16 protein-coding genes are annotated in these 18265 nt (G+C 58.1%); 7 read left to right on the top strand and 9 right to left on the bottom strand.

The genetic code is table 11. From position 1 onward, the window contains the following. Positions 1 to 44 precede the first annotated feature (44 nt). Both ACTG2T_RS21205 and pabB read right to left on the bottom strand, forming a co-directional pair. Entirely contained in the window at positions 45 to 611 is a 567-nt protein-coding gene (locus ACTG2T_RS21205; RefSeq protein ID WP_005351753.1) for a CoA pyrophosphatase, read from the bottom strand. A 42-nt stretch (positions 612 to 653) separates the two neighbouring features. Next, positions 654 to 1937 (bottom strand): aminodeoxychorismate synthase component I, encoded by a 1284-nt coding sequence (gene pabB / locus ACTG2T_RS21200; RefSeq protein ID WP_330124371.1) that lies wholly within the window; start codon positions 1935 to 1937, stop codon positions 654 to 656. A 294-nt stretch (positions 1938 to 2231) separates the two neighbouring features. Between pabB and ACTG2T_RS21195 the strand changes: the two genes are divergently transcribed. After that, the gene (locus tag ACTG2T_RS21195; RefSeq protein WP_005351759.1) at positions 2232 to 3758 is read left to right on the top strand and encodes a fumarate hydratase; all 1527 of its coding nucleotides are present in this window, start codon (positions 2232 to 2234) and stop codon (positions 3756 to 3758) included. Positions 3759 to 3964: 206 nt separating this feature from the next. Here ACTG2T_RS21195 and ACTG2T_RS21190 read toward each other — a convergent pair whose 3' ends face one another. Beyond that, entirely contained in the window at positions 3965 to 4543 is a 579-nt protein-coding gene (locus ACTG2T_RS21190; protein WP_005333203.1) for a PhnA domain-containing protein, read from the bottom strand. 183 nt (positions 4544 to 4726) lie between these two features. On the opposite strand from ACTG2T_RS21190, the gene ACTG2T_RS21185 reads away from it, so the two are divergent. From ACTG2T_RS21185 to ACTG2T_RS21175, 3 genes are all read left to right on the top strand, one after another. Next, positions 4727 to 5947: a methyltransferase gene (locus tag ACTG2T_RS21185; protein WP_330124329.1), complete on the top strand. Its 1221-nt coding sequence runs from the start codon at positions 4727 to 4729 to the stop codon at positions 5945 to 5947. A 307-nt stretch (positions 5948 to 6254) separates the two neighbouring features. Continuing rightward, complete coding sequence (locus ACTG2T_RS21180; RefSeq protein ID WP_330124328.1) at positions 6255 to 7718, top strand: chitinase; 1464 nt, start codon at positions 6255 to 6257, stop codon at positions 7716 to 7718. A gap of 598 nt (positions 7719 to 8316) precedes the next feature. Beyond that, on the top strand, positions 8317 to 8925 hold the full coding sequence (locus ACTG2T_RS21175; RefSeq protein WP_330124327.1) for a histidine phosphatase family protein: 609 nt from the start codon (positions 8317 to 8319) through the stop codon (positions 8923 to 8925). 130 nt (positions 8926 to 9055) lie between these two features. On the opposite strand, the gene ACTG2T_RS21170 is transcribed toward ACTG2T_RS21175, so the two are convergent. Beyond that, positions 9056 to 10351, bottom strand: coding sequence for a sensor domain-containing diguanylate cyclase (locus tag ACTG2T_RS21170; RefSeq protein WP_201976636.1), 1296 nt, complete (start codon positions 10349 to 10351; stop codon positions 9056 to 9058). A 57-nt stretch (positions 10352 to 10408) separates the two neighbouring features. After that, positions 10409 to 10933 (bottom strand): endonuclease SmrB, encoded by a 525-nt coding sequence (gene smrB / locus ACTG2T_RS21165; protein WP_005333198.1) that lies wholly within the window; start codon positions 10931 to 10933, stop codon positions 10409 to 10411. Between the two features lie 82 nt (positions 10934 to 11015). On the opposite strand from smrB, the gene prmB reads away from it, so the two are divergent. Both prmB and aroC read left to right on the top strand, forming a co-directional pair. Further along, on the top strand, positions 11016 to 11951 hold the full coding sequence (prmB, locus tag ACTG2T_RS21160) for a 50S ribosomal protein L3 N(5)-glutamine methyltransferase (protein WP_005360393.1): 936 nt from the start codon (positions 11016 to 11018) through the stop codon (positions 11949 to 11951). Between the two features lie 12 nt (positions 11952 to 11963). Then, a complete protein-coding gene (gene aroC, locus ACTG2T_RS21155; protein WP_151285658.1) occupies positions 11964 to 13052 on the top strand; it encodes a chorismate synthase in 1089 nt (362 codons plus the stop codon). 111 nt (positions 13053 to 13163) lie between these two features. Here aroC and ACTG2T_RS21150 read toward each other — a convergent pair whose 3' ends face one another. Continuing rightward, positions 13164 to 13994, bottom strand: coding sequence for a substrate-binding periplasmic protein (locus ACTG2T_RS21150; RefSeq protein WP_330124326.1), 831 nt, complete (start codon positions 13992 to 13994; stop codon positions 13164 to 13166). Between the two features lie 348 nt (positions 13995 to 14342). On the opposite strand from ACTG2T_RS21150, the gene ACTG2T_RS21145 reads away from it, so the two are divergent. Further along, entirely contained in the window at positions 14343 to 15743 is a 1401-nt protein-coding gene (locus tag ACTG2T_RS21145) for a DEAD/DEAH box helicase (RefSeq protein WP_005333194.1), read from the top strand. 118 nt (positions 15744 to 15861) lie between these two features. Here the strand turns inward: ACTG2T_RS21145 and ACTG2T_RS21140 are convergent, their stop codons facing one another. From ACTG2T_RS21140 to ACTG2T_RS21130, 3 genes are all read right to left on the bottom strand, one after another. Next, positions 15862 to 16416, bottom strand: coding sequence for a hypothetical protein (locus ACTG2T_RS21140; protein ID WP_330124325.1), 555 nt, complete (start codon positions 16414 to 16416; stop codon positions 15862 to 15864). 212 nt (positions 16417 to 16628) lie between these two features. Continuing rightward, positions 16629 to 17015 (bottom strand): MAPEG family protein, encoded by a 387-nt coding sequence (locus ACTG2T_RS21135; RefSeq protein WP_330124324.1) that lies wholly within the window; start codon positions 17013 to 17015, stop codon positions 16629 to 16631. A gap of 219 nt (positions 17016 to 17234) precedes the next feature. Further along, entirely contained in the window at positions 17235 to 17789 is a 555-nt protein-coding gene (locus ACTG2T_RS21130) for a hypothetical protein (RefSeq protein ID WP_330124370.1), read from the bottom strand. Positions 17790 to 18265: the final 476 nt, after the last annotated feature.

The raw sequence follows: 18265 nt of genomic DNA, 5'->3' as shown, positions 1-18265 counted from the left end.
AGTGTTAATGATTAAATCTCGCTCAGTCAAATGTAGGTAAATTGTTATTTTGCGAGGTGCTGGGCTAGCTGGTTGATCATGCTGGCGGTAGCCCCCCAGATAAAGTGCTGTTGCCAGGGGATCCAGTAGATGGTGTGCGCTTTCCCCCCTCTGGAAAGGGTCAGGGGGATGTGGTTGCGCCGATCCAGCAGATGGGTTAGCGGCACTTCGAAGGCGTGATCTACTTCATCCGGACTCAGAATGAGGGGATAGTTGCCATCGAGCAGCCCCAGCACAGGCAGCACCTCGAATCGTGACACCGTATTGAGCGGGTTGAGGGTGCCGATCACTTCAATCAGCCGGGCCGGAATGCCGAGCTCCTCTTCGGTCTCCCGCAGCGCTGTGGCAATCAGGTTTTCGTCGCCGGGATCCTGTCGCCCGCCGGGGAAGCTGATCTGCCCCCCATGATGACGCAGCCGGGGGCTGCGCCGGGTCAATAACACGCTGAGCCCCTCATCGCGCATCACCACCGGGATCAACACCGCAGCCGGGCTGAGCCCGCCAATGGCGAGGCGATGGGCCGGGGCGGGTCGCTGCAACTGGAAGCGGGTCAGCAGTTCGTGGCGATCCATGGCGGGGAGCTCTCCTGTGCGTTGACCTGACAGTGGGGAGGGTTAAAGCGCCGACAGCGGCGGCAGGATGCGGGCGACCTTGTCATAGGTCTCCTGATATTCGCTGTCGGTATCGGAGTCGGCGATGATGCCGCCACCGGCCCAGCAGTGCAGGCGACCCGCTTCGGCGATCAGGGTACGAATGCAGATGCTGGTATCCATCCGGCCATGCTGGCTGAGATAGCCGATGCTGCCGCAATAGGCGTTGCGGCGCTGGGGCTCCAGCTCTTCGATGATCTCCATGGCGCGGATCTTGGGGGCGCCGGTGATGGAGCCACCCGGGAAACAGGCCCGCAGCAGATCGACCCCTTGCCAGTGTGCATCCAGCTCACCGTGGATGGTGGAGACCAGATGATGTACCGCCGGAAACGACTCCACCGCAAAGAGATGAGGCACGCTGACCGAGCCAGGCCGGCTGACCCGACCTATATCGTTGCGCAGCAGATCAACGATCATCAGATTCTCTGATCTGTCCTTGTCCGCCTGCGCCAGCTCCAGCGCGACTTGCCGATCGATGGCCGGATCAGGGTGGCGCGGACGAGTGCCCTTGATGGGTTTGGTCTCGATATGACGGCCATCAAGCAGCAGGAACCGCTCGGGGGAGAGGCTCAGCAGCGCGCTCTCCGGCAGACGGATAAAGGCTGAGAAGGGGGCCTTGTTGGCGGTTGCCAGCAGGCAGTAGGCCTGCCACTCATCCCCCTGATAGGGGGCGCTGAAACGCTGGGTCAGGTTGATCTGGTAGCAATCCCCCGCGGCGAGATATTCCTGAATGCGGGCAAACTTCTCGCCATACTCGGCGCGGCTCATATTGCTCTGCCACGCCCCCTGCAAGGCAAAAGTGGGGGCCGGTTTGGCCTGCTGCTGTTCAAGCCAGGCCAGCCGCTTGGCAAGGCCCGCTTTATCCCCCCAGTGCACAAGCTGCCAGTCGTCGGTCGCCACATTGCGCAGCAGCGCCCAGTCGTAGATACCTACCGCCATGTCTGGCACCGCGATATCGGCGGCGGCCTGCACTGGCAGTCGCTCGAAGCGACGGCCCAGATCATAGCCAAACAGGCCGAGGGCGCCGCCAATAAAGGGCAGGTGAGTGGCACACAGATCCAGCTCCCCCAGCAGCTGTTGCTGGGTATGGGCCAGCAGGGCGAGGGGATCTTCGTGGTGTTTGCTGATATTCGCTCCGACACGCAGAGTGGTCACCTCGCCACGGGTTTCGAGGGTCGCCAGCGGATCGGCAGTGATGATATCAAAGCCGTTATCGGCACCGAGTGGTCCCGCCGATTCCAGCAACATGGCCCACGGCTGATGTTGCAGGCGGGCAAAAAGCTGATGGAGTTCAGCACTATGGTCTAGATGATGGATATGAAGTGTTGGCGTCATTTTATGTTACACAGGCAACAGTTTGGTTCCCGAACCCTAGTCGGTGCTGGTGGGCAAGCGTATCATAGGTGTCGGTGACTTAAGAAAAAACTGCCGTGTCGTTCGTTTTTTGTTGGTTGATAGTTTTTAGCCAGCACGTCAGCACGGCCCATCATATGGAAGCCCTTGCCCTGCTCCGTGGCAGAGACAAGGACCAGTGAGGATGATATGAGCATTATAAAAAAACAGGATTTCATCGATTCTATCGCAGATGCCCTCCAGTACATCTCCTATTACCACCCGTTGGATTTTGTTCAGGCTGCCAAAGCGGCGTATGACCGTGAGGCCAACCCGGCCGCCAAAGATGCGCTGGCCCAGATCCTGATCAACTCCCGCATGTCCGCCGAAGGTCATCGCCCGCTCTGCCAGGACACCGGTATCGTGACCTGTTTCGTCAAAATTGGCATGCAGGTCCAGTGGGACAGCGACATGACAGTGCAGGAGATGGTGGACGAAGGGACCCGTCGTGCCTACACCAATCCTGACAACCCGCTGCGCGCCTCCGTGCTGGCCGATCCGGCCGGCAGTCGCAAAAACACCAAAGACAACGCCCCTGCCGTGGTGCATATCGACATGATCCCCGGCAACAAGGTGGAAGTGAGCATCGCGGCCAAAGGCGGCGGCTCCGAGAACAAATCCAAGATGGTGATGCTCAACCCCTCTGACGATATCGTCGAGTGGGTACTGAAAACCGTGCCGACCATGGGCGCAGGCTGGTGTCCACCCGGCATGCTGGGCATCGGCATCGGCGGTACCGCCGAGAAAGCGGCGGTGCTGGCCAAAGAGGCCCTGATGGAGCACATCGACATTCAGGAGCTGATCGCCCGTGGCCCGCAAACCACTGAAGAGAAGCTGCGGGTCGAACTCTACGACAAGGTCAACAAGCTGGGGATCGGTGCCCAGGGTTTGGGCGGCCTTACCACGGTGCTGGATGTGAAGGTGAAATCTGCGCCGACTCACGCCGCTTCCAAGCCGGTGGTGATGATCCCCAACTGCGCCGCGACCCGCCACGTTCACTTCGAGCTGGATGGTTCAGGCCCTGCCGAACTGACTCCGCCGAAACTGAGTGACTGGCCGGAGATCACCCGTGAAGCGGGTGGCAACGTGCGCCGCGTCAACGTCGATGGCATCACCAAGGCCGAACTGGCCAGCTGGAAGAGCGGTGATACCGTGCTGCTCTCCGGCAAGATCCTCACCGGTCGCGACGCCGCCCACAAGCGTATCGCCGACATGCTGAAAAATGGCGAAGGGTTGCCTGAAGGGGTCGATTTCACCAACCGCTTTATCTATTACGTTGGCCCGGTCGATGCGGTGCGCGACGAAGTGGTCGGCCCGGCAGGTCCCACCACCTCCACCCGGATGGACAAGTTCACCGATATGATGCTGGGTGAAACTGGCCTTATCGGCATGATCGGCAAATCCGAGCGTGGCCCGAAAACCGTCGAGAGCATCAAGCAGCACAAGGCTGTTTATCTGATGGCCGTTGGTGGCGCCGCCTATCTGGTGGCCAAGGCCATCAAGAAGGCCCGCGTGGTTGCCTTTGCCGATCTCGGCATGGAAGCGATCTACGAGTTTGAAGTGGAAGATATGCCGGTGACCGTTGCGGTCGACTCCGAAGGCAACAATATCCACGAAACCGGTCCGGCCTACTGGTCTGCGAAAATTGCCGAGCTGGACGGCAAACTCTCCTCCTGAGTGACCGTTCCTGCTGTCGGTTAAAACGGCATAGGCCATGTAAACAAGGCGCATCCATCCGGATGCGCCTTGTTGCTTTGGCTGGCCTGTTATGGGCTCAGGTTGGCCGTTTTCGGCAAGCGGGCATAAAAAAGGATAGCGCCACGCCATCCTTTTTCGTTGTGCTTGTGCTCTGGCAGCAGACAGCAGAGCAATCGCCCTTGGCTTTAGGCCTTTTTCAGGTAGGCAGCAACCAGTACGATCTGCACGCCGTTGACCTTGCCTTCGATATGGAGCGGGTTGTTGGTCAGACGGATGCCCTTGACCAATGTGCCGCGCTTGGCGGTAAAACCAGCGCCTTTCACGTCCAGATCCTTGATCAGGGTGACGGAGTCGCCCTCTTGCAACACGGCGCCGTTGGAGTCAACGGTCGGTACGCTGTCATCATCTTCGTCAGCAATACCAGCTTCAGCCCAGGCCTTGGCTTCATCTTCCATGTACATCATGTCCAGCAGATCCTGAGCCCACACTTCACCCTTGCCGGAGAGTGCTTTCAGCTGGCGCCATGCCATCACCTGCACCGCAGGCACCTGGCTCCACATGCTGTCGCTCAGGCAACGCCAGTGGTTGACCACCAGGGTATCCGGTTGTTCCAGCTGACCACGGCAGGTGTCACAGATAGCAACGCTGTGATCATCGTCGCTGGCGGGGGAGTGAGGCACCACGAAGGCGGTCAGCGCCTGCTCGGCGCTGCACAGTTCACACTTGGCGCCCGCGCGCGCTTGCAGAATGGCGTTGATGGTCATGTTGTTGGTCCCATAGCTAGTGTAAAGCGACCCGCGTTGGGCGGGGCGCGTGAAAGAGGGGGCGGAATATAGCATAAAACCCCGCACTTTGTCAGGTCTGCCCTGGCTCACAGGGTTGGCCGTGCTGTTGCGCGGCGCTGATCGTCAGGTATTGAGAGTGCAATTTGAAGCGGGATCGCTAGAATGAGCCTCCTTTTTGACTGCAAGGCAGGGGCATTCGTGCTGGCTCAACGTTTTCAACAACTGGATCGACTGCTCACCCGCTACCGACGCTGGTGGCAATATCAGCCATATCATCATTTGACCATGGCCTTTGCCGATGAGGCGCCCGAACTGGCGGCGTTGCTCAATGGGCTGACGCTCGGCCAGTTGGCGGAGCTCGATGCAGATATGGGCGCCCTCAGCAGTCTGCTTGCCCCCTGGATTGCCGAGGGAGCCGAGCTGCAGCAACTCAGCCAGCTTGCCCCGTTTACCCCGGAGCCCATCACCTGCAGCAAGGAGATGGCGCTGCATATGCCGGGGCGCAAGCAGGCTCAGATCGAGTCGTTCACCGCCTGTCTGCCTGCCCATCAGGGCCCCTATCTGGAGTGGTGTGCCGGTAAGGGCCACCTTGGGCGGCTGGTATCACTTCATCGACAGGCTCCGATCCTCAGTCTGGAGTTGCAAGATCAGCTTTGTGACGATGGTCGGCTGCTGGCCGAGCGGGATGGTGCCAATATGACCTTTACCTGCGCCGATGCCTTTGCACCCGAATCGGCGGTGCTGATCGCCCCCGAACATCACGCCATAGCACTCCATGCCTGCGGCGAGCTGCACACCCATCTGCTGGAGCGGGTGGCCGAGCGCAGTGCCCGCGGAGTGACCATCTCTCCCTGTTGTTACCACCTGATCCGTACCAGCCACTATCGCCCGCTGTCAGCCGCGGCCAGCGCCAGCGAGCTGGTGTTGAGCAAGGCGGATCTCAAGTTGCCGCTACAGGAGACGGTCACTGGCGGTGCGCGGATCGCCCGCCTGCGGGAGCAGGAAGTGGTGTGGCGGCTCGGGTTTGACTGCCTGCAGCGTCAGGTGCGCGGGGTGGATGAGTATCTGCCGGTGCCCAATATGCAAAAGAGCCTGCTGACCGGCACCTTCGAGGCATTCTGCGTTTGGGCTTCCGAGCGCAAAGGGATTGTGCTGCCCGCCGGGCTCGACTATTCCGCCTGGTTGGAACACGGGGAGCGTCGCTTTGGCGATGTCGCCCGCATGGAGCTGGTGCGTCATTTGTTTCGCCGTCCCCTCGAGATCTGGCTGGCGCTGGATCGCGCGCTCTTTTTGCAAGAGCAGGGCTATCGGGTCGAAGTGGGGGAGTTTTGTGCCAAACCCATGACCCCGCGCAATATCCTGATCCGTGCCGTGCGTGCCTGACATCCGGCTATTTTGAGCATTTTTCTTGAACATTGATGATGGCTGACAGGTTGAGCCTGTCAGCCATTTTTTTCATCACGAACAATGACTGTATGGCAGGTCACCTGGCTGTCTCAACTGTTCTAAAAATGGGCGAAAGATCACGCTCTGGCGTTTTCGTTTGGGTTCTTTTGCTTTGTTTCAGCTGCACTGAATATCACAAGGTGAAATGGCTCACAAATTCTGCTCATTTCTTAATTCTCATCGTGAATTTAGTTGTTGAAACACCTACTCTTGGAACGCATTAATTCAAACAAGGACGATAAACATGTTCAAACCCAAGCGTTGTGCCTGGCTGATCGCTGCCGCCTGCGCATTGCCAAGCTATGCCGCAATGAGTGCAGCCATGAATATTCAACCCGATCCGCAAAATGCGGGAGGATATGTAATTGCGGCCCCGGATCTGGCAGCCATGGAAAAAACCAAGACGGCTAATCCCATGTATGCAATATGGGCTAAGGCATTGGCGACCCGGTCAAATAAAATCGTTGATGCCATTGAACCGGGTCTGGCAAGCAATCCTGACAACGTAAAACGGGTTGAACGGGTATTTCCCCAACCTGAATGGGAATATTTAACCCAGATGGCAGCGCCGGAATATACTTATGTCCGCTTCTTGCGAGCCATCGGTAAATTCCCTGCGTTCTGTGGCGAATATACTGACGGGCGTGATTCTGATGCGATCTGTAAAAAATCCATCGTGACCGCCTTTGCCCACTTCTCTCAGGAGACGGGGGGCCATATTTCCAAGGACAATATTTCCGACAACCCGCTGGGGCTGGAGGAGTGGCAACAGGCGCTGGTGCATGTGCGGGAGATGGGCTGGTCAGAGGGACAGACCGGCTACACCACAGGCTGCGGCCAGAACGACTGGCAGAACAAGAAGTGGCCATGCAGCACGGGTCAGGGGTACTTCGGCCGCGGCGCCAAGCAGCTTTCTTACCACTTCAACTACGGTGCCTTCTCCGAGGCGATGTTTGATGGCGATGCCTCCGTGCTGCTCAACAACCCGGGGCTGGTGGCGGACTCCTGGCTTAACCTCGCTTCTGCCATCTGGTTTTTCCTCACCCCGCAGGCCCCGAAACCGGCCATGCTGCACGTGATTGATCGTACCTGGGTACCCTCCAAACGGGAAGCTGACGCCGGTATCGGCTATGGCTTTGGCACAACCATCAACGTCATCAACGGCGGCATCGAGTGTGGCGAGCAGAACAAGGACAAGGGGCAGCCGGTCAATCGCATCCGCTACTGGGAAGGGCTGGCCAACCACTACCAGATCCCGATCAAGGCGGATGAGAAGAACACCTGCTGGCAGCAGACTCCCTATGGCAGCCTCAATCTCAACGGCGCTACCGACGTGCTCTACACCAACTGGGATGGCAACTGGAAATATTATCCGGATCGCCCGGGCGGTTACTCCTTCGAGTGCGAGCTGGTGGGCTTCCAGACCGCTTATTCTGCGCTGGTGCCGGGTGATTACGAGAAGTGCGTGACCAACTTCTACGGCTCCCACGCCAACTGGCCGAAAGTGCGGATCGTCGCCAAGCTTGATCCTGCCCCGGTCGATCCGGTTGACCCGCCGGTTGATGGTCAGCCTGCCTGGGATGCCAGCAAGGTCTATACCGCTGGCAGCAAGGTGAGCTACAAGGGCGCCGTCTATCAGGCCAAATGGTGGACCCAGGGGGATGATCCCGCCAAAGGCGGCCCCTGGGAGTTGGTGACGACCCAATAATAAGAGATAGTCCATCCATTGATTGATAAGGAGAGGGGGCTTAGCCCCCTTGTAATATATTTTTGCGTTGGGGGGATATGTGGCAGCGATTAAAAAAAGATTCATCAATCTGGAGGGGAAACTGTATTTTTTTGGCCAACATTTCTTTCCCGTTTAAAGTGATGTAAACGGCCATGTCAAACTTTATTGATGGCTGGGGTTAATGTTTGAACTTTGCAGCTTAGTAATATTCAAAAACGTTGTGTGATGTTTTGCTAAACGATGGGTTCGAAGAACACACCCATGACGCCATCCCTCTCGCATTTATTATGAGGGGGTTTATTCTTCCCATCTATCAACTCATGGCATCACCCGGCTCGCTATTTATTTCTCAGAATGAGAAATGAACATATTGGATGTAAAAGTCATGTGTATCTATTCGTTTACGGATGAGAGTATGTAGTTCGGCGGATGTTTTTTACTGCGAGCGAGGTAATCTTGCTCGATTTAAAATAGTTGTTAAGGTACGCAGATGAATGGGGATTGTCGTCTCGTTATCCGAATGGGAAGTCGCATGCGGTTTAATCACTAAGCAGATAGCAGGAAAGAGGAGTGCACCATGGAACTGGTGGTTATCCGCCATGCAGAGACGCAGGCCAATGCGGAAGGGCGTTATCAGGGCGCGCTGGATATCGGGCTCAACGACGATGGCGTGCGCCAGATATCCCAGCTGGCTGAGAAGGTAGCAGTGACAGAGCCGCCGTTTGATCGGTTGCTGGCATCTCCCCTGCTGCGAACAAGGGAGAGCGCTGCCATCTTGTCTCGTCAGCTGGGATTGGCTGTGGAGCTTGTGCCTGCCTTTCGTGAGCGGGATGTCGGCCTGTTTGAAGGGCTGACGCAGGTAGAGGCAAGAACACGCTATCCCGAACTGTGGGCGCGCAATATCACCCGGCGCTGGGCTGAAGCTCCTCCCGGTGGTGAAACCATTGATGAGGTGATTGCCCGGGTCTCGCAGGGACTCACGGAACTTGCTTCGACCATGCAAGGGGAGTGGATACTGCTGGTGGCGCATGGTGTGGTCGCCAAGGTGATCCGCGCCGTAACGATTGCCGGTTTTGATGACTTTTTCGAGTGGCAATTGCCTAACGGCGGCATGCTGTCGGTGAGGCTCTCTCTGGCTGATGGTGGCCCACTGCGCTTTAGCCGTCCCCTTGATGGTTGTGATTGAAAAGTGCACCAAAAGCATGACGAGAAAAAGCGCTACCGAAGAGAGTAGCGCTGTCTTTTGTATTCGTTGCGGTTGGTTATCGCTGCAGGCACAGATTAGCAGTGTCATCAGAGGGCAGGGGCGTGCGTCCTTAAGTCGGCTCCTGCTCCTCTTTGCGGCAGCAGTTGCGCCCCTGCTTTTTGGCCAGATAGAGGGCGGTGTCGGCTCGTCTAACCATCTTCTCTACAGTGTCATGGCTACCCTTGCTGGCGCTGATCCCGATACTGATGGTGAGGGAGATCTCAAGAGCCCCCTCCAGTGCATGGTGCTGGGATTCGATGGCGAGCCTGATCCGCTCGGCGCTGGCCCAGGCGAGCTCGAGGGAGGTTTCCGGCAGCAGCACGATAAACTCTTCGCCACCCCAGCGACCCAGCATGTCCACCTCCCGCAGTTGTTTGCTGATCCGTTTCACCAGACTCAGGATCGCCAGATCTCCCTGCTGATGGCCAAAGGTGTCGTTGACTTCCTTGAAGTGGTCGATATCGATCAGCAGCAGGCTCATGGTATGGCCAAAACGCTGGCAGCGTTGCATTTCGGCGTTGACCAGCTCGTTGAAGCGGCGCCGGTTGGCAATGCCGGTCAGGGGATCCGTGGTGGCGGCGACCTTCAACTCCTCCACCAGTCGGGCTCGCTCCGAGATATCCCGCAAGATGGCGGTCATCTCGGTGGTCGGGCCCAGATTGATCTTGGCGATGGTCACCTCCAGCGGAAATTCGCTGCCGTCTCGGCGCAGACCCATCACCGAGGCGCGGGCATGCATCGGGCGCGAATTGATGGGGGAGCTGCTGAAGGCTTTGAAATAGGTTTCGTGATTGGCGCGAAAACGCTGTGGCAGCAGGGTTTCCAGCCGCTTGCCGAGATAGCTCTCGTCGATGCCGAACATCTCGCAGGCAGCGGTATTGATAAGCTCGATGCGTGACTCGCTGCTGACACTGATGATGCCGTCATAGGCGGAGTTGACCACTGCCTCGAAGCGACGACGACTGGTGGTGAGCGCCTCTTCCAGCTGCATCCTGGCGGTGATGTCGATGGCGGTGACGATGATCCGGTTGATCCGTGCCTGCTCGGGGATGATCGGGGAGAGAATAAAGCGCCACCAACTGGTGCGCGACAGGCTGTCGATGGGCAGCTCGCTCTCGAGCCCGGTCTGCATGCGCACACATTCGTGCATTGGCGGCTCGATGGTATTGGTGATGTAGCGGGGAAACATCTCGCTCAGCTGTTTGCCAATGCTGCCAAGGACATCCAGCTCGAACGCCTTGGCAAAGGTATCGTTGGCAGAGACCAGCACAAAGTGATCATCCTTGTCGAGGCTGAACACCGCCACGGCGGCGCCGATGGCGTCGAGAGATGACTTTATGTCGGCATGGGAACCCTGTGTAAACATGCGACCTCCACGGCGAATAACATATTGATATTCAGTATAGTGTGGTCGTTTGGCTAACTACTCTTCGATATCCAGCAACACCAGAATGGCGCTGTCGCCACCCCATTCGCGGGGGGCCTGATGGAAGGCGCGCACATTGGGGTGCTGGGCCAGCCAGCTGGGGATGCGCTGCTTGAGAATATGTTTGCCGATGCCGTGCATCACCGAGGCGACGTGAATGTTCTCTTTCTGGCAGAGGGTGAGCAGGGCCGCCAGCTCCTGTTTTGCCTGCTGCTGGTTCATGCCGTGCAGATCGAGATAGATCTCCGGCGGATAAATGCCCCGTTTGAGCTTTTTCAGCTCAAATTTTGACACATCTTCCCGCACGTAACGGGTCGGCCCATCATCGTCGAGATGGGGCTGATACTCATCGCTGAAATAGTGGTCAACCCCAAGCTTTTCGCGGGTTTCGCGCAATTCGCGTTTCTGCTTGACCGGGCGTAACTCGGCCCTTATGGTATCTTGCTTGATTTTCCGGGTACCTTTTATCGCATCGCGGAACAGCAGGGTTTCCTCGTCTGTCGGTGAGGGCGTTTTTTTCATCAGATGCTCATGTATTAGGTATGCGTCTTGCCCGCAACGTAAACGGGGCTCGGGCCGGATATTACTCGACTTGGAGGTGGATTTGGACAAGATATTTATCGATGAGGTGGTTGCCGAGATGCACACCATCCAGGACATGTTGCGTTGGGCCATGAGTCGTTTCAACGACGCCGGGATTTTTTACGGTCATGGAACCGACAACGCCTGGGATGAAGCTGTGCAGCTGGTACTGCCCGCGTTGCATCTGCCACCGGATGTAGACCCGGCCATGCGCCACTCCCGTCTGACCAGCAGCGAGCGTCACCGTATCGCCGAACTGATTATCCGCCGCGTACAGGAGCGGGTACCGGCCGCCTACCTGACCAACAAGGCCTGGTATGCCGGTTGGGAGTTCTACGTGGACGAGCGGGTGCTCATTCCCCGTTCCCCCATTGCGGAGATGGTGGCCAACCGTTTCGCGCCCTTCCTCAAACATGAACCGACCCGGATCATGGACTTGTGCACCGGCTCTGGATGTATCGCCATCATCATGGCCCACGAGTTCCCGGAAGCGGAAGTGGATGCCATCGACATCAGCATCGATGCGCTGAACGTGGCCGAGCGCAATATCAACGATCATGGGCTGGAGCAGCAGGTCATTCCGATCCGCTCCGATCTGTTCCGCGATCTGCCGGCGGGCGACAAGTACGACCTCATCGTCTCCAACCCACCCTATGTTGACTCCGAAGATATGTCGGATCTGCCGGATGAATTCCGTCACGAGCCTGAGCTGGCGCTGGCGTCCGGCTCCGATGGTCTCAAGCTGACCAAACGTCTGCTGGCCCATGCGGCAGATTTCCTCAAGGATAATGGCGTGCTGGTGGTCGAAGTGGGCAACAGCATGATCCATCTGGAAGCCCAGTTCCCCGAGATCCCCTTTACCTGGGTTGAATTCGAAAACGGCGGTCACGGCGTCTTTGTAATGACCCGTGACGAGCTGGTGCAGTATCAGGATCATTTCGCCATCTACAAGAACTAAGCAGGAGCGCGCATGGCAGGGAACAGTTTTGGTCAACTCTTTCGGGTCACCACCTTTGGCGAGAGCCACGGCCTGGCGCTGGGCGCCGTGGTTGATGGCTGCCCGCCTGGGCTGGAGATCAGCGAAGCGGATCTGCAGGGGGATCTGGATCGGCGCAAGCCGGGCACTTCCCGCTACACCACGCCGCGCCGCGAGCCGGATGAGGTGAAGATCCTCTCCGGGGTGTTCGAGGGCAAGACCACCGGCACCTCCATCGGGCTGCTCATCGAGAATACCGATCAGCGCTCCAAGGATTACTCCGATATCAAGGATCTGTTCCGGCCGGGTCACGCTGACTACACCTACCACCAGAAGTATGGTCAGCGGGACTATCGCGGCGGCGGTCGCTCCTCCGCCCGCGAAACCGCGATGCGGGTGGCGGCGGGTGCCATTGCCAAGAAGTACCTCAAACAGGTGCATGGCATCGAGATCACCGGTTTTCTCTCCCAGCTCGGCCCCATCAAGGCTGAGGCGTTTGACGCGGCGCAGATCGAGCAGAATCCCTTCTTCTTCCCCGATGCGGGCAAGCTGGAAGAACTGGATCAATACATGCGCGACCTGAAAAAAGAGGGCAACAGTATCGGTGCCAAGGTGCAGGTCATTGCGCGCAATGTGCCGGTGGGCCTGGGTGAGCCGGTGTTTGATCGCCTAGACGCCGATATCGCCCATGCCATGATGGGCATCAATGCGGTGAAAGGGGTGGAGATCGGTGACGGCTTTGCGGTAGTGGAGCAAAAAGGCTCCGAGCATCGCGACGAGATGACCCCGGCGGGCTTTGCCAGTAACCATGCGGGCGGCATTCTGGGTGGGATTTCGTCGGGTCAGGATATCGTGGTGAGCATGGCGCTCAAACCGACTTCCAGCATCACTGTGCCGGGCAAGACCATCAATACCGAAGGCGAGGCTATCGAGATGGTCACCAAGGGTCGTCACGATCCTTGTGTCGGCATCCGCGCCGTGCCCATCGCCGAAGCCATGCTGGCGCTGGTGTTGATGGATCATCTGCTGCGCCATCGCGCCCAGAATCAGGGGGTGTTGACCCATACCCCGCAACTGCGCTGATCGCTGTTGCTGCTCATCGACTGATCGCTCCCTGTTTGGGGAACAAGTTCGGCAATACCAAAAAGGCGACCTTCGGGTCGCCTTTGCTATTTCAGGTGGCGGCTTATCCCATCATTGCTTGCGGAGGGTGCGGGTCAGCAGATCCGCGGCGCCCGGATCGGCATTGAGGCGACACCTTGGGGGGGAGAACTTGTTGTGGGGGTTGGGCAAGGCATGAATGGCCTCGTTGACTTTGAGGATCTGTTCTTCGCTCACGCTGTTTTTGGCAAACATCAGACTGACCGGCTGGTGGTGTAGCAACAGTTGGCAGCTGATAAACTCTTCGGCCCCCAGCTGGGCCAGCCGGTACCGAGCATATTGCCACTCCATGATGATGCCATCGAGGCGGCGAGCCAGCAGCAGATCGATCATCCGCTCATCGGCGTTGTATTCGGTCGCCATTTTAAGCGCCGGGCAGCTATCCATCTGATGCATGGGGCGGGTGCCGCGCAACTTGCCTATCTTGAGCCCTTTCTCGTTGCACAACGCGGACAGGTTATCGAGCTGCGCCCAGCGATCCTGATGGCCCGGGATAGGGTCATTGCTCAGCAGCACATAGGCACTCTGGCGGTAGGGGGTCGAGAAGCGGGCATAGCTCTGGCGCTCCGGCAGGGGGAGGGCGGCCATCGCCACATCCAGCTGGTCGTGCTCTACCAGATGCAGTGCCCGCGCCCAGGGAAGTTCGCGAAACTTGGGGGCAAAGCCCGCCTGGGTGAGGATCTGGCGGGTCAGGCTGACATCCAGCCCATCCAGCTCACCCCGGTTGTTGATTTGGCTGAAGGGGGGCCAGTGACTCCACGCCACGGTCAGGGTCTGACTGGCCTGCAGCATAGGGCTTAGCAGCAGAAGCAGCAGGCCAATCCTTGCCTGCCAGCTGCCGCGGGGACGATATGGCGTGGTCATAGCTAAACCTCGTTATTGTGTTCTTCTATCCCGTGCTTTTGCCCCGCGAGTCATGCCTGCGAGGGCAGATATTGTGTTGCCAGTTAATAGTGTGGTGCGTGCGACATCAATCAACGGGATTATTCGGGGGGCAGGAGGGGGATTTTCTGTTCGTGCTGGGAGGAGCATCACATTTTTCTCGTTTATCCCGGACAACTCCGTTAGACTGCGCCTCTATTCTTTCCCCTTTGCTCTGCTCCCCGGGGAAATCGTTGTTTTCTCAATAGGCCCAGATCTTGTGAGATGGCATCGGCTCAGCAGAGGAGCCCCACCACAAATCCCCGGCGCCCCTATCTCTAGCAGGTAATTATGAGTTTTACTTCCCTCGGTCTGGCCGAACCCTTGTTGCGTGCCGTTGCCGAACAAGGCTACGACACCCCGTCTCCCATTCAGCAGCAAGCGATCCCCGCCGTTCTGGCTGGCCGCGATCTGATGGCGGCGGCCCAAACAGGGACCGGCAAGACCGCAGGCTTTACCCTGCCGATGCTGCAACGTCTGATGGAGAGCAAGCGCAAGGTCTCTCCGAACCGCATTCGTGCGCTGGTGCTGACCCCGACTCGCGAGCTGGCCGCCCAGGTGGGCGAGAGCGTGCGTAACTACGGCAAACACCTGCCGATGCGCAGCCACGTGGTGTTCGGCGGTGTCAGCATCAATCCGCAGATGATGGCGACTCGCCGTGGTCTGGACGTGCTGGTGGCCTGTCCTGGCCGCCTGATGGATCTTTACAACCAGAACGCCGTCAAGTTTGACGAGGTTGAGATCCTGGTACTGGACGAAGCGGATCGCATGCTCGATATGGGCTTTATTCGCGACATCCGCCGCATCCTGGCCCTGATGCCGAAGAAGCGTCAGAACCTGCTCTTCTCTGCCACCTTCGCCGACGAGATCCGCGAACTGGCCACCGGTCTGCTGGATAACCCGGCGGTGATCGAAGTGGCCCCGCGCAACAGCACCGCCGAGCGTATCGAGCAGCTGGTGCACCCGTGCGACAAGGCCAACAAGATTGCGCTGCTGAGCCATCTGGTCACCAGCAACAACTGGCAGCAGGTACTGGTCTTTACCCGTACCAAGCACATGGCCAACCGCGTTGCCGAAACCCTCGACAAGAACGGCGTCAGCGCCGCCGCCATTCACGGCAACAAGAGCCAGGGTGCCCGTACTCGTGCACTGGCCGGTTTCAAGGATGGTAGCGTCAAGGTGCTGGTGGCGACCGACATCGCGGCCCGTGGCCTCGATATCGACAAGCTGCCGCAGGTAGTGAACTTCGAGCTGCCGAACGTGGCGGAAGATTACGTTCACCGCATCGGTCGTACCGGTCGTGCCGGTGCTGCCGGTCACGCCATCTCCCTGGTTGCAGCCGATGAAGGGAAGCTTATCAAGGCGATCGAGCGTCTGACCAAGCAGAACATCCCGTGCGAGCAGGTAGCCGGTTTTGAAGCCTCCCGCGAGACCCTCGACAACATCGCCCGTGGTATCGGCGCGCCGCTGCGCAAAGAGCCCCGCGATCCGAGCGAGCAGCGCCGTGCGCCGCGTCCGCAAGGTCAAGGCCAGCGTCAAGGTGCCGGTCGTTCCGCCTCCAATGGCAATGCGGGTGGTGCACGTACCGGTAACGGTGGCAAGCCCAAGCCGCAAGGTGGTCAGCGTCCGGCTGATGGCGCTGGCAAACCGGCTCAGGCCCGTCGTCCACGTCGCTCTACCCACAACCAGTAAGCGGCTCGGGAGTTTGACTCCCCAGCTATGCGGTTGACTGAAAAGCCCTGCCAATCTGGCAGGGCTTTTTGTTTTTTCGGCCATGCAATCGGCACTGTGTGGTGCTGCGAGAGCAGCGCTAGATGGCGGAGAGGTACTGCTTTTGCATCGCCAGCCAGCGGCCGTTATTGATAAACGCCAGCTGTACCTTGAGCAGGGCCGCAATTTCCGCCCGGTGCTTTTTATCGAGGTAGAGAAAGACCTGCTCTTTGGTGATCTTCTGCCAGGGGAACCCCAGTGCAGGTTGAGAGGCGGGGCGCATCTTGATGAGCCAATCCACTTTGCCTCGATGCAGTTGGGCAAGCCCCTGCTTCTCATCGTTCAACCAGATGACCTGATAGTCGCCGAGGAAGCGCTCGCACCACTGGATGCCACGCAGGCAGCCAATCACGGTACCCTTGGCAGGGGGCCAGCTCGGGTTATCCCTTGGCTGACCATAAATCGCCGCCTCCGAGATGGGGGCACCGATCTGCAGCAAGTGGGGATAGGTCTGATCAAAGCCCTTGATCCGGGCCATATCGCCATCGACGGCATGGTCTGCCTCAATCAACTTTTCGCAGCGGGCATAGGTGCAGGGGATCAACTGAAAGTCGATGCCGGCCCGGCCAAACCAGTCATGAATAAAAGGGCGCAATATCGCAGTGTGTTCGACCGCTGCCGCCAGCTTTAGCGGGGTTGCGTGGGCAACGGGAGTCAGCCCGACAAGCAGTAACTAGCCAATCCACTTCATATTGTACTCCTGAATCGGGCTTGTTTAAGCAGCACTGTTGCGACTATCTGTGCAGTGAAGAATAGCCGATGGGGATGGCTGGCAGACCGCTTCGCCAGCTATTCGTGACGGCCGGGTCAGAGGAGCAGCACCGTGATCAGGATATGGGCCGCGCTCACCAGGATCACAGTGAAGGTCAGCCCCATTCCCGCCACCCGATAACGGAAGTTCTCCGGCGTGCGGCTCATGCCAAAGGCGTGGCAGAGGCGGCCAAGCAGTAAGGCGCTCCCCAGCAGATGGATAAGCCAGGGGGTCTGGTTGCTGGTTTCGACGAAATAGATCAGCAGCAGGGCGAGGGGGACATACTCGGCAAAGTTGGCATGCACCCGCATGGCGCGCAACATGGCGGGGTCATCCCCATGCCCCAGCGCCACCTTGCGGCTATGACGGGTGCGAATGGTTCGAATGCTCAGCAACACAAACAGCAGGGCGAGCAGGGCCGCGTAAACAGGCAGTATGGTCATGGTATCTGGCTCCTTGTGTGATGATATCGAGTGGCTGGTGTTCAGAGACGCGATATTCTCGGCATCTCAATGGCTTGCCTTGAGGGTAGCAGCAAACTGCCTTAGCACGACCGTCATCCACTCACTCGCCATCGGCCAAGCGCAGGCGCAAAACAAACAGCCCTGCCGAGGTGGCAGGGCTGTATTTTGACCGTGTTGATGGTGGGCTGCGCCCCGTCATTACCCCTCGTAAGGGAGGGAGGAGTGGTGTAGCACGATACGCACCTTGCCATCATCCCCCTTCTTGAAACCCCAGGTCTTGTCGACTGTAGTTTCTTTGTTATCGCGATCTACCAGATGCACCTTGCCCATGGTCAGCGCCATGTCGCCGTTGATATAGACGGCGGCATTGTCATAGCGATAGCTCTGCCAGTTTTTCAGGGCGAACCCTTTGTCGGTGGGGTAGGCGCTGTTGTTGCCGACAAAGTAGGCCAGCGCCCCCTCGCGGTTGGTGCGAAAGGTCTGCTCGCCACCGGCCAGGGTGGGTTTGAACAGCACCGGCCCCTGCTGGTAGCCATAAGCACTATCGAGCACCGACTCGGCGGTCGCCTTGGCGCGCTCAATCCCACCGGCGCGATAATCATCGCTGATCTTGATAAGCGCCGCGCCCCAACCATCCTGCGCGGCCTTGATCTCCGCCTCGGTAATATTGTTGTTGGCGATTTCGGCGGCGCTAAGTGCGCCGCTGGCGGCAAGCAGGATGAGGGCAAGGGTGCTCTTCTTGAGGTGCAACATCACTGTTTTCAAACTCCTGATAGCGATAAACGAGCAGGCAGTGTAGCGAAGGGGCATGAACGGTTTTTGAACTGATTATTCAGGGTTGGGTAGTAAAAAGGTCGGTATATAGCCGAAGGTTTGGGGGGGGTTAGATGGCGTATGTTGTTTGTTCGACAGATGGGGGGCGAGAGAGTTACATGGATGAGTGCATCTAGAGGTGGATATAAGTTGTATCTGCATCAGCGAACTAAATATAATTCTTTCATTTCGTTAGTATCATAAAACTGATCTCCATCAAAAAACAGTTTTAAATCAGAGCTGTAGATAACTTTATGCTCACTAAATTGGTTTGCGTTTGATACCCTGTATGTACACACGGCTCCTATCCAGTGCCATGAAAAACAAGTGAGTTGTATCGGATGGTTGTATCAATATTAATATAACTTAATATTGCTTACATGAAGCGATTCTATGTGGTTGCTTTTATCCTGATA

Source organism: Aeromonas sp. 75A, assembly GCF_051919425.1.
Classification (GTDB): Bacteria; Pseudomonadota; Gammaproteobacteria; order Enterobacterales; family Aeromonadaceae; genus Aeromonas; species Aeromonas veronii.
Note: the sequence above shows the minus strand (reverse complement) of the source record. Positions and strands in the feature narration are given on the sequence as shown.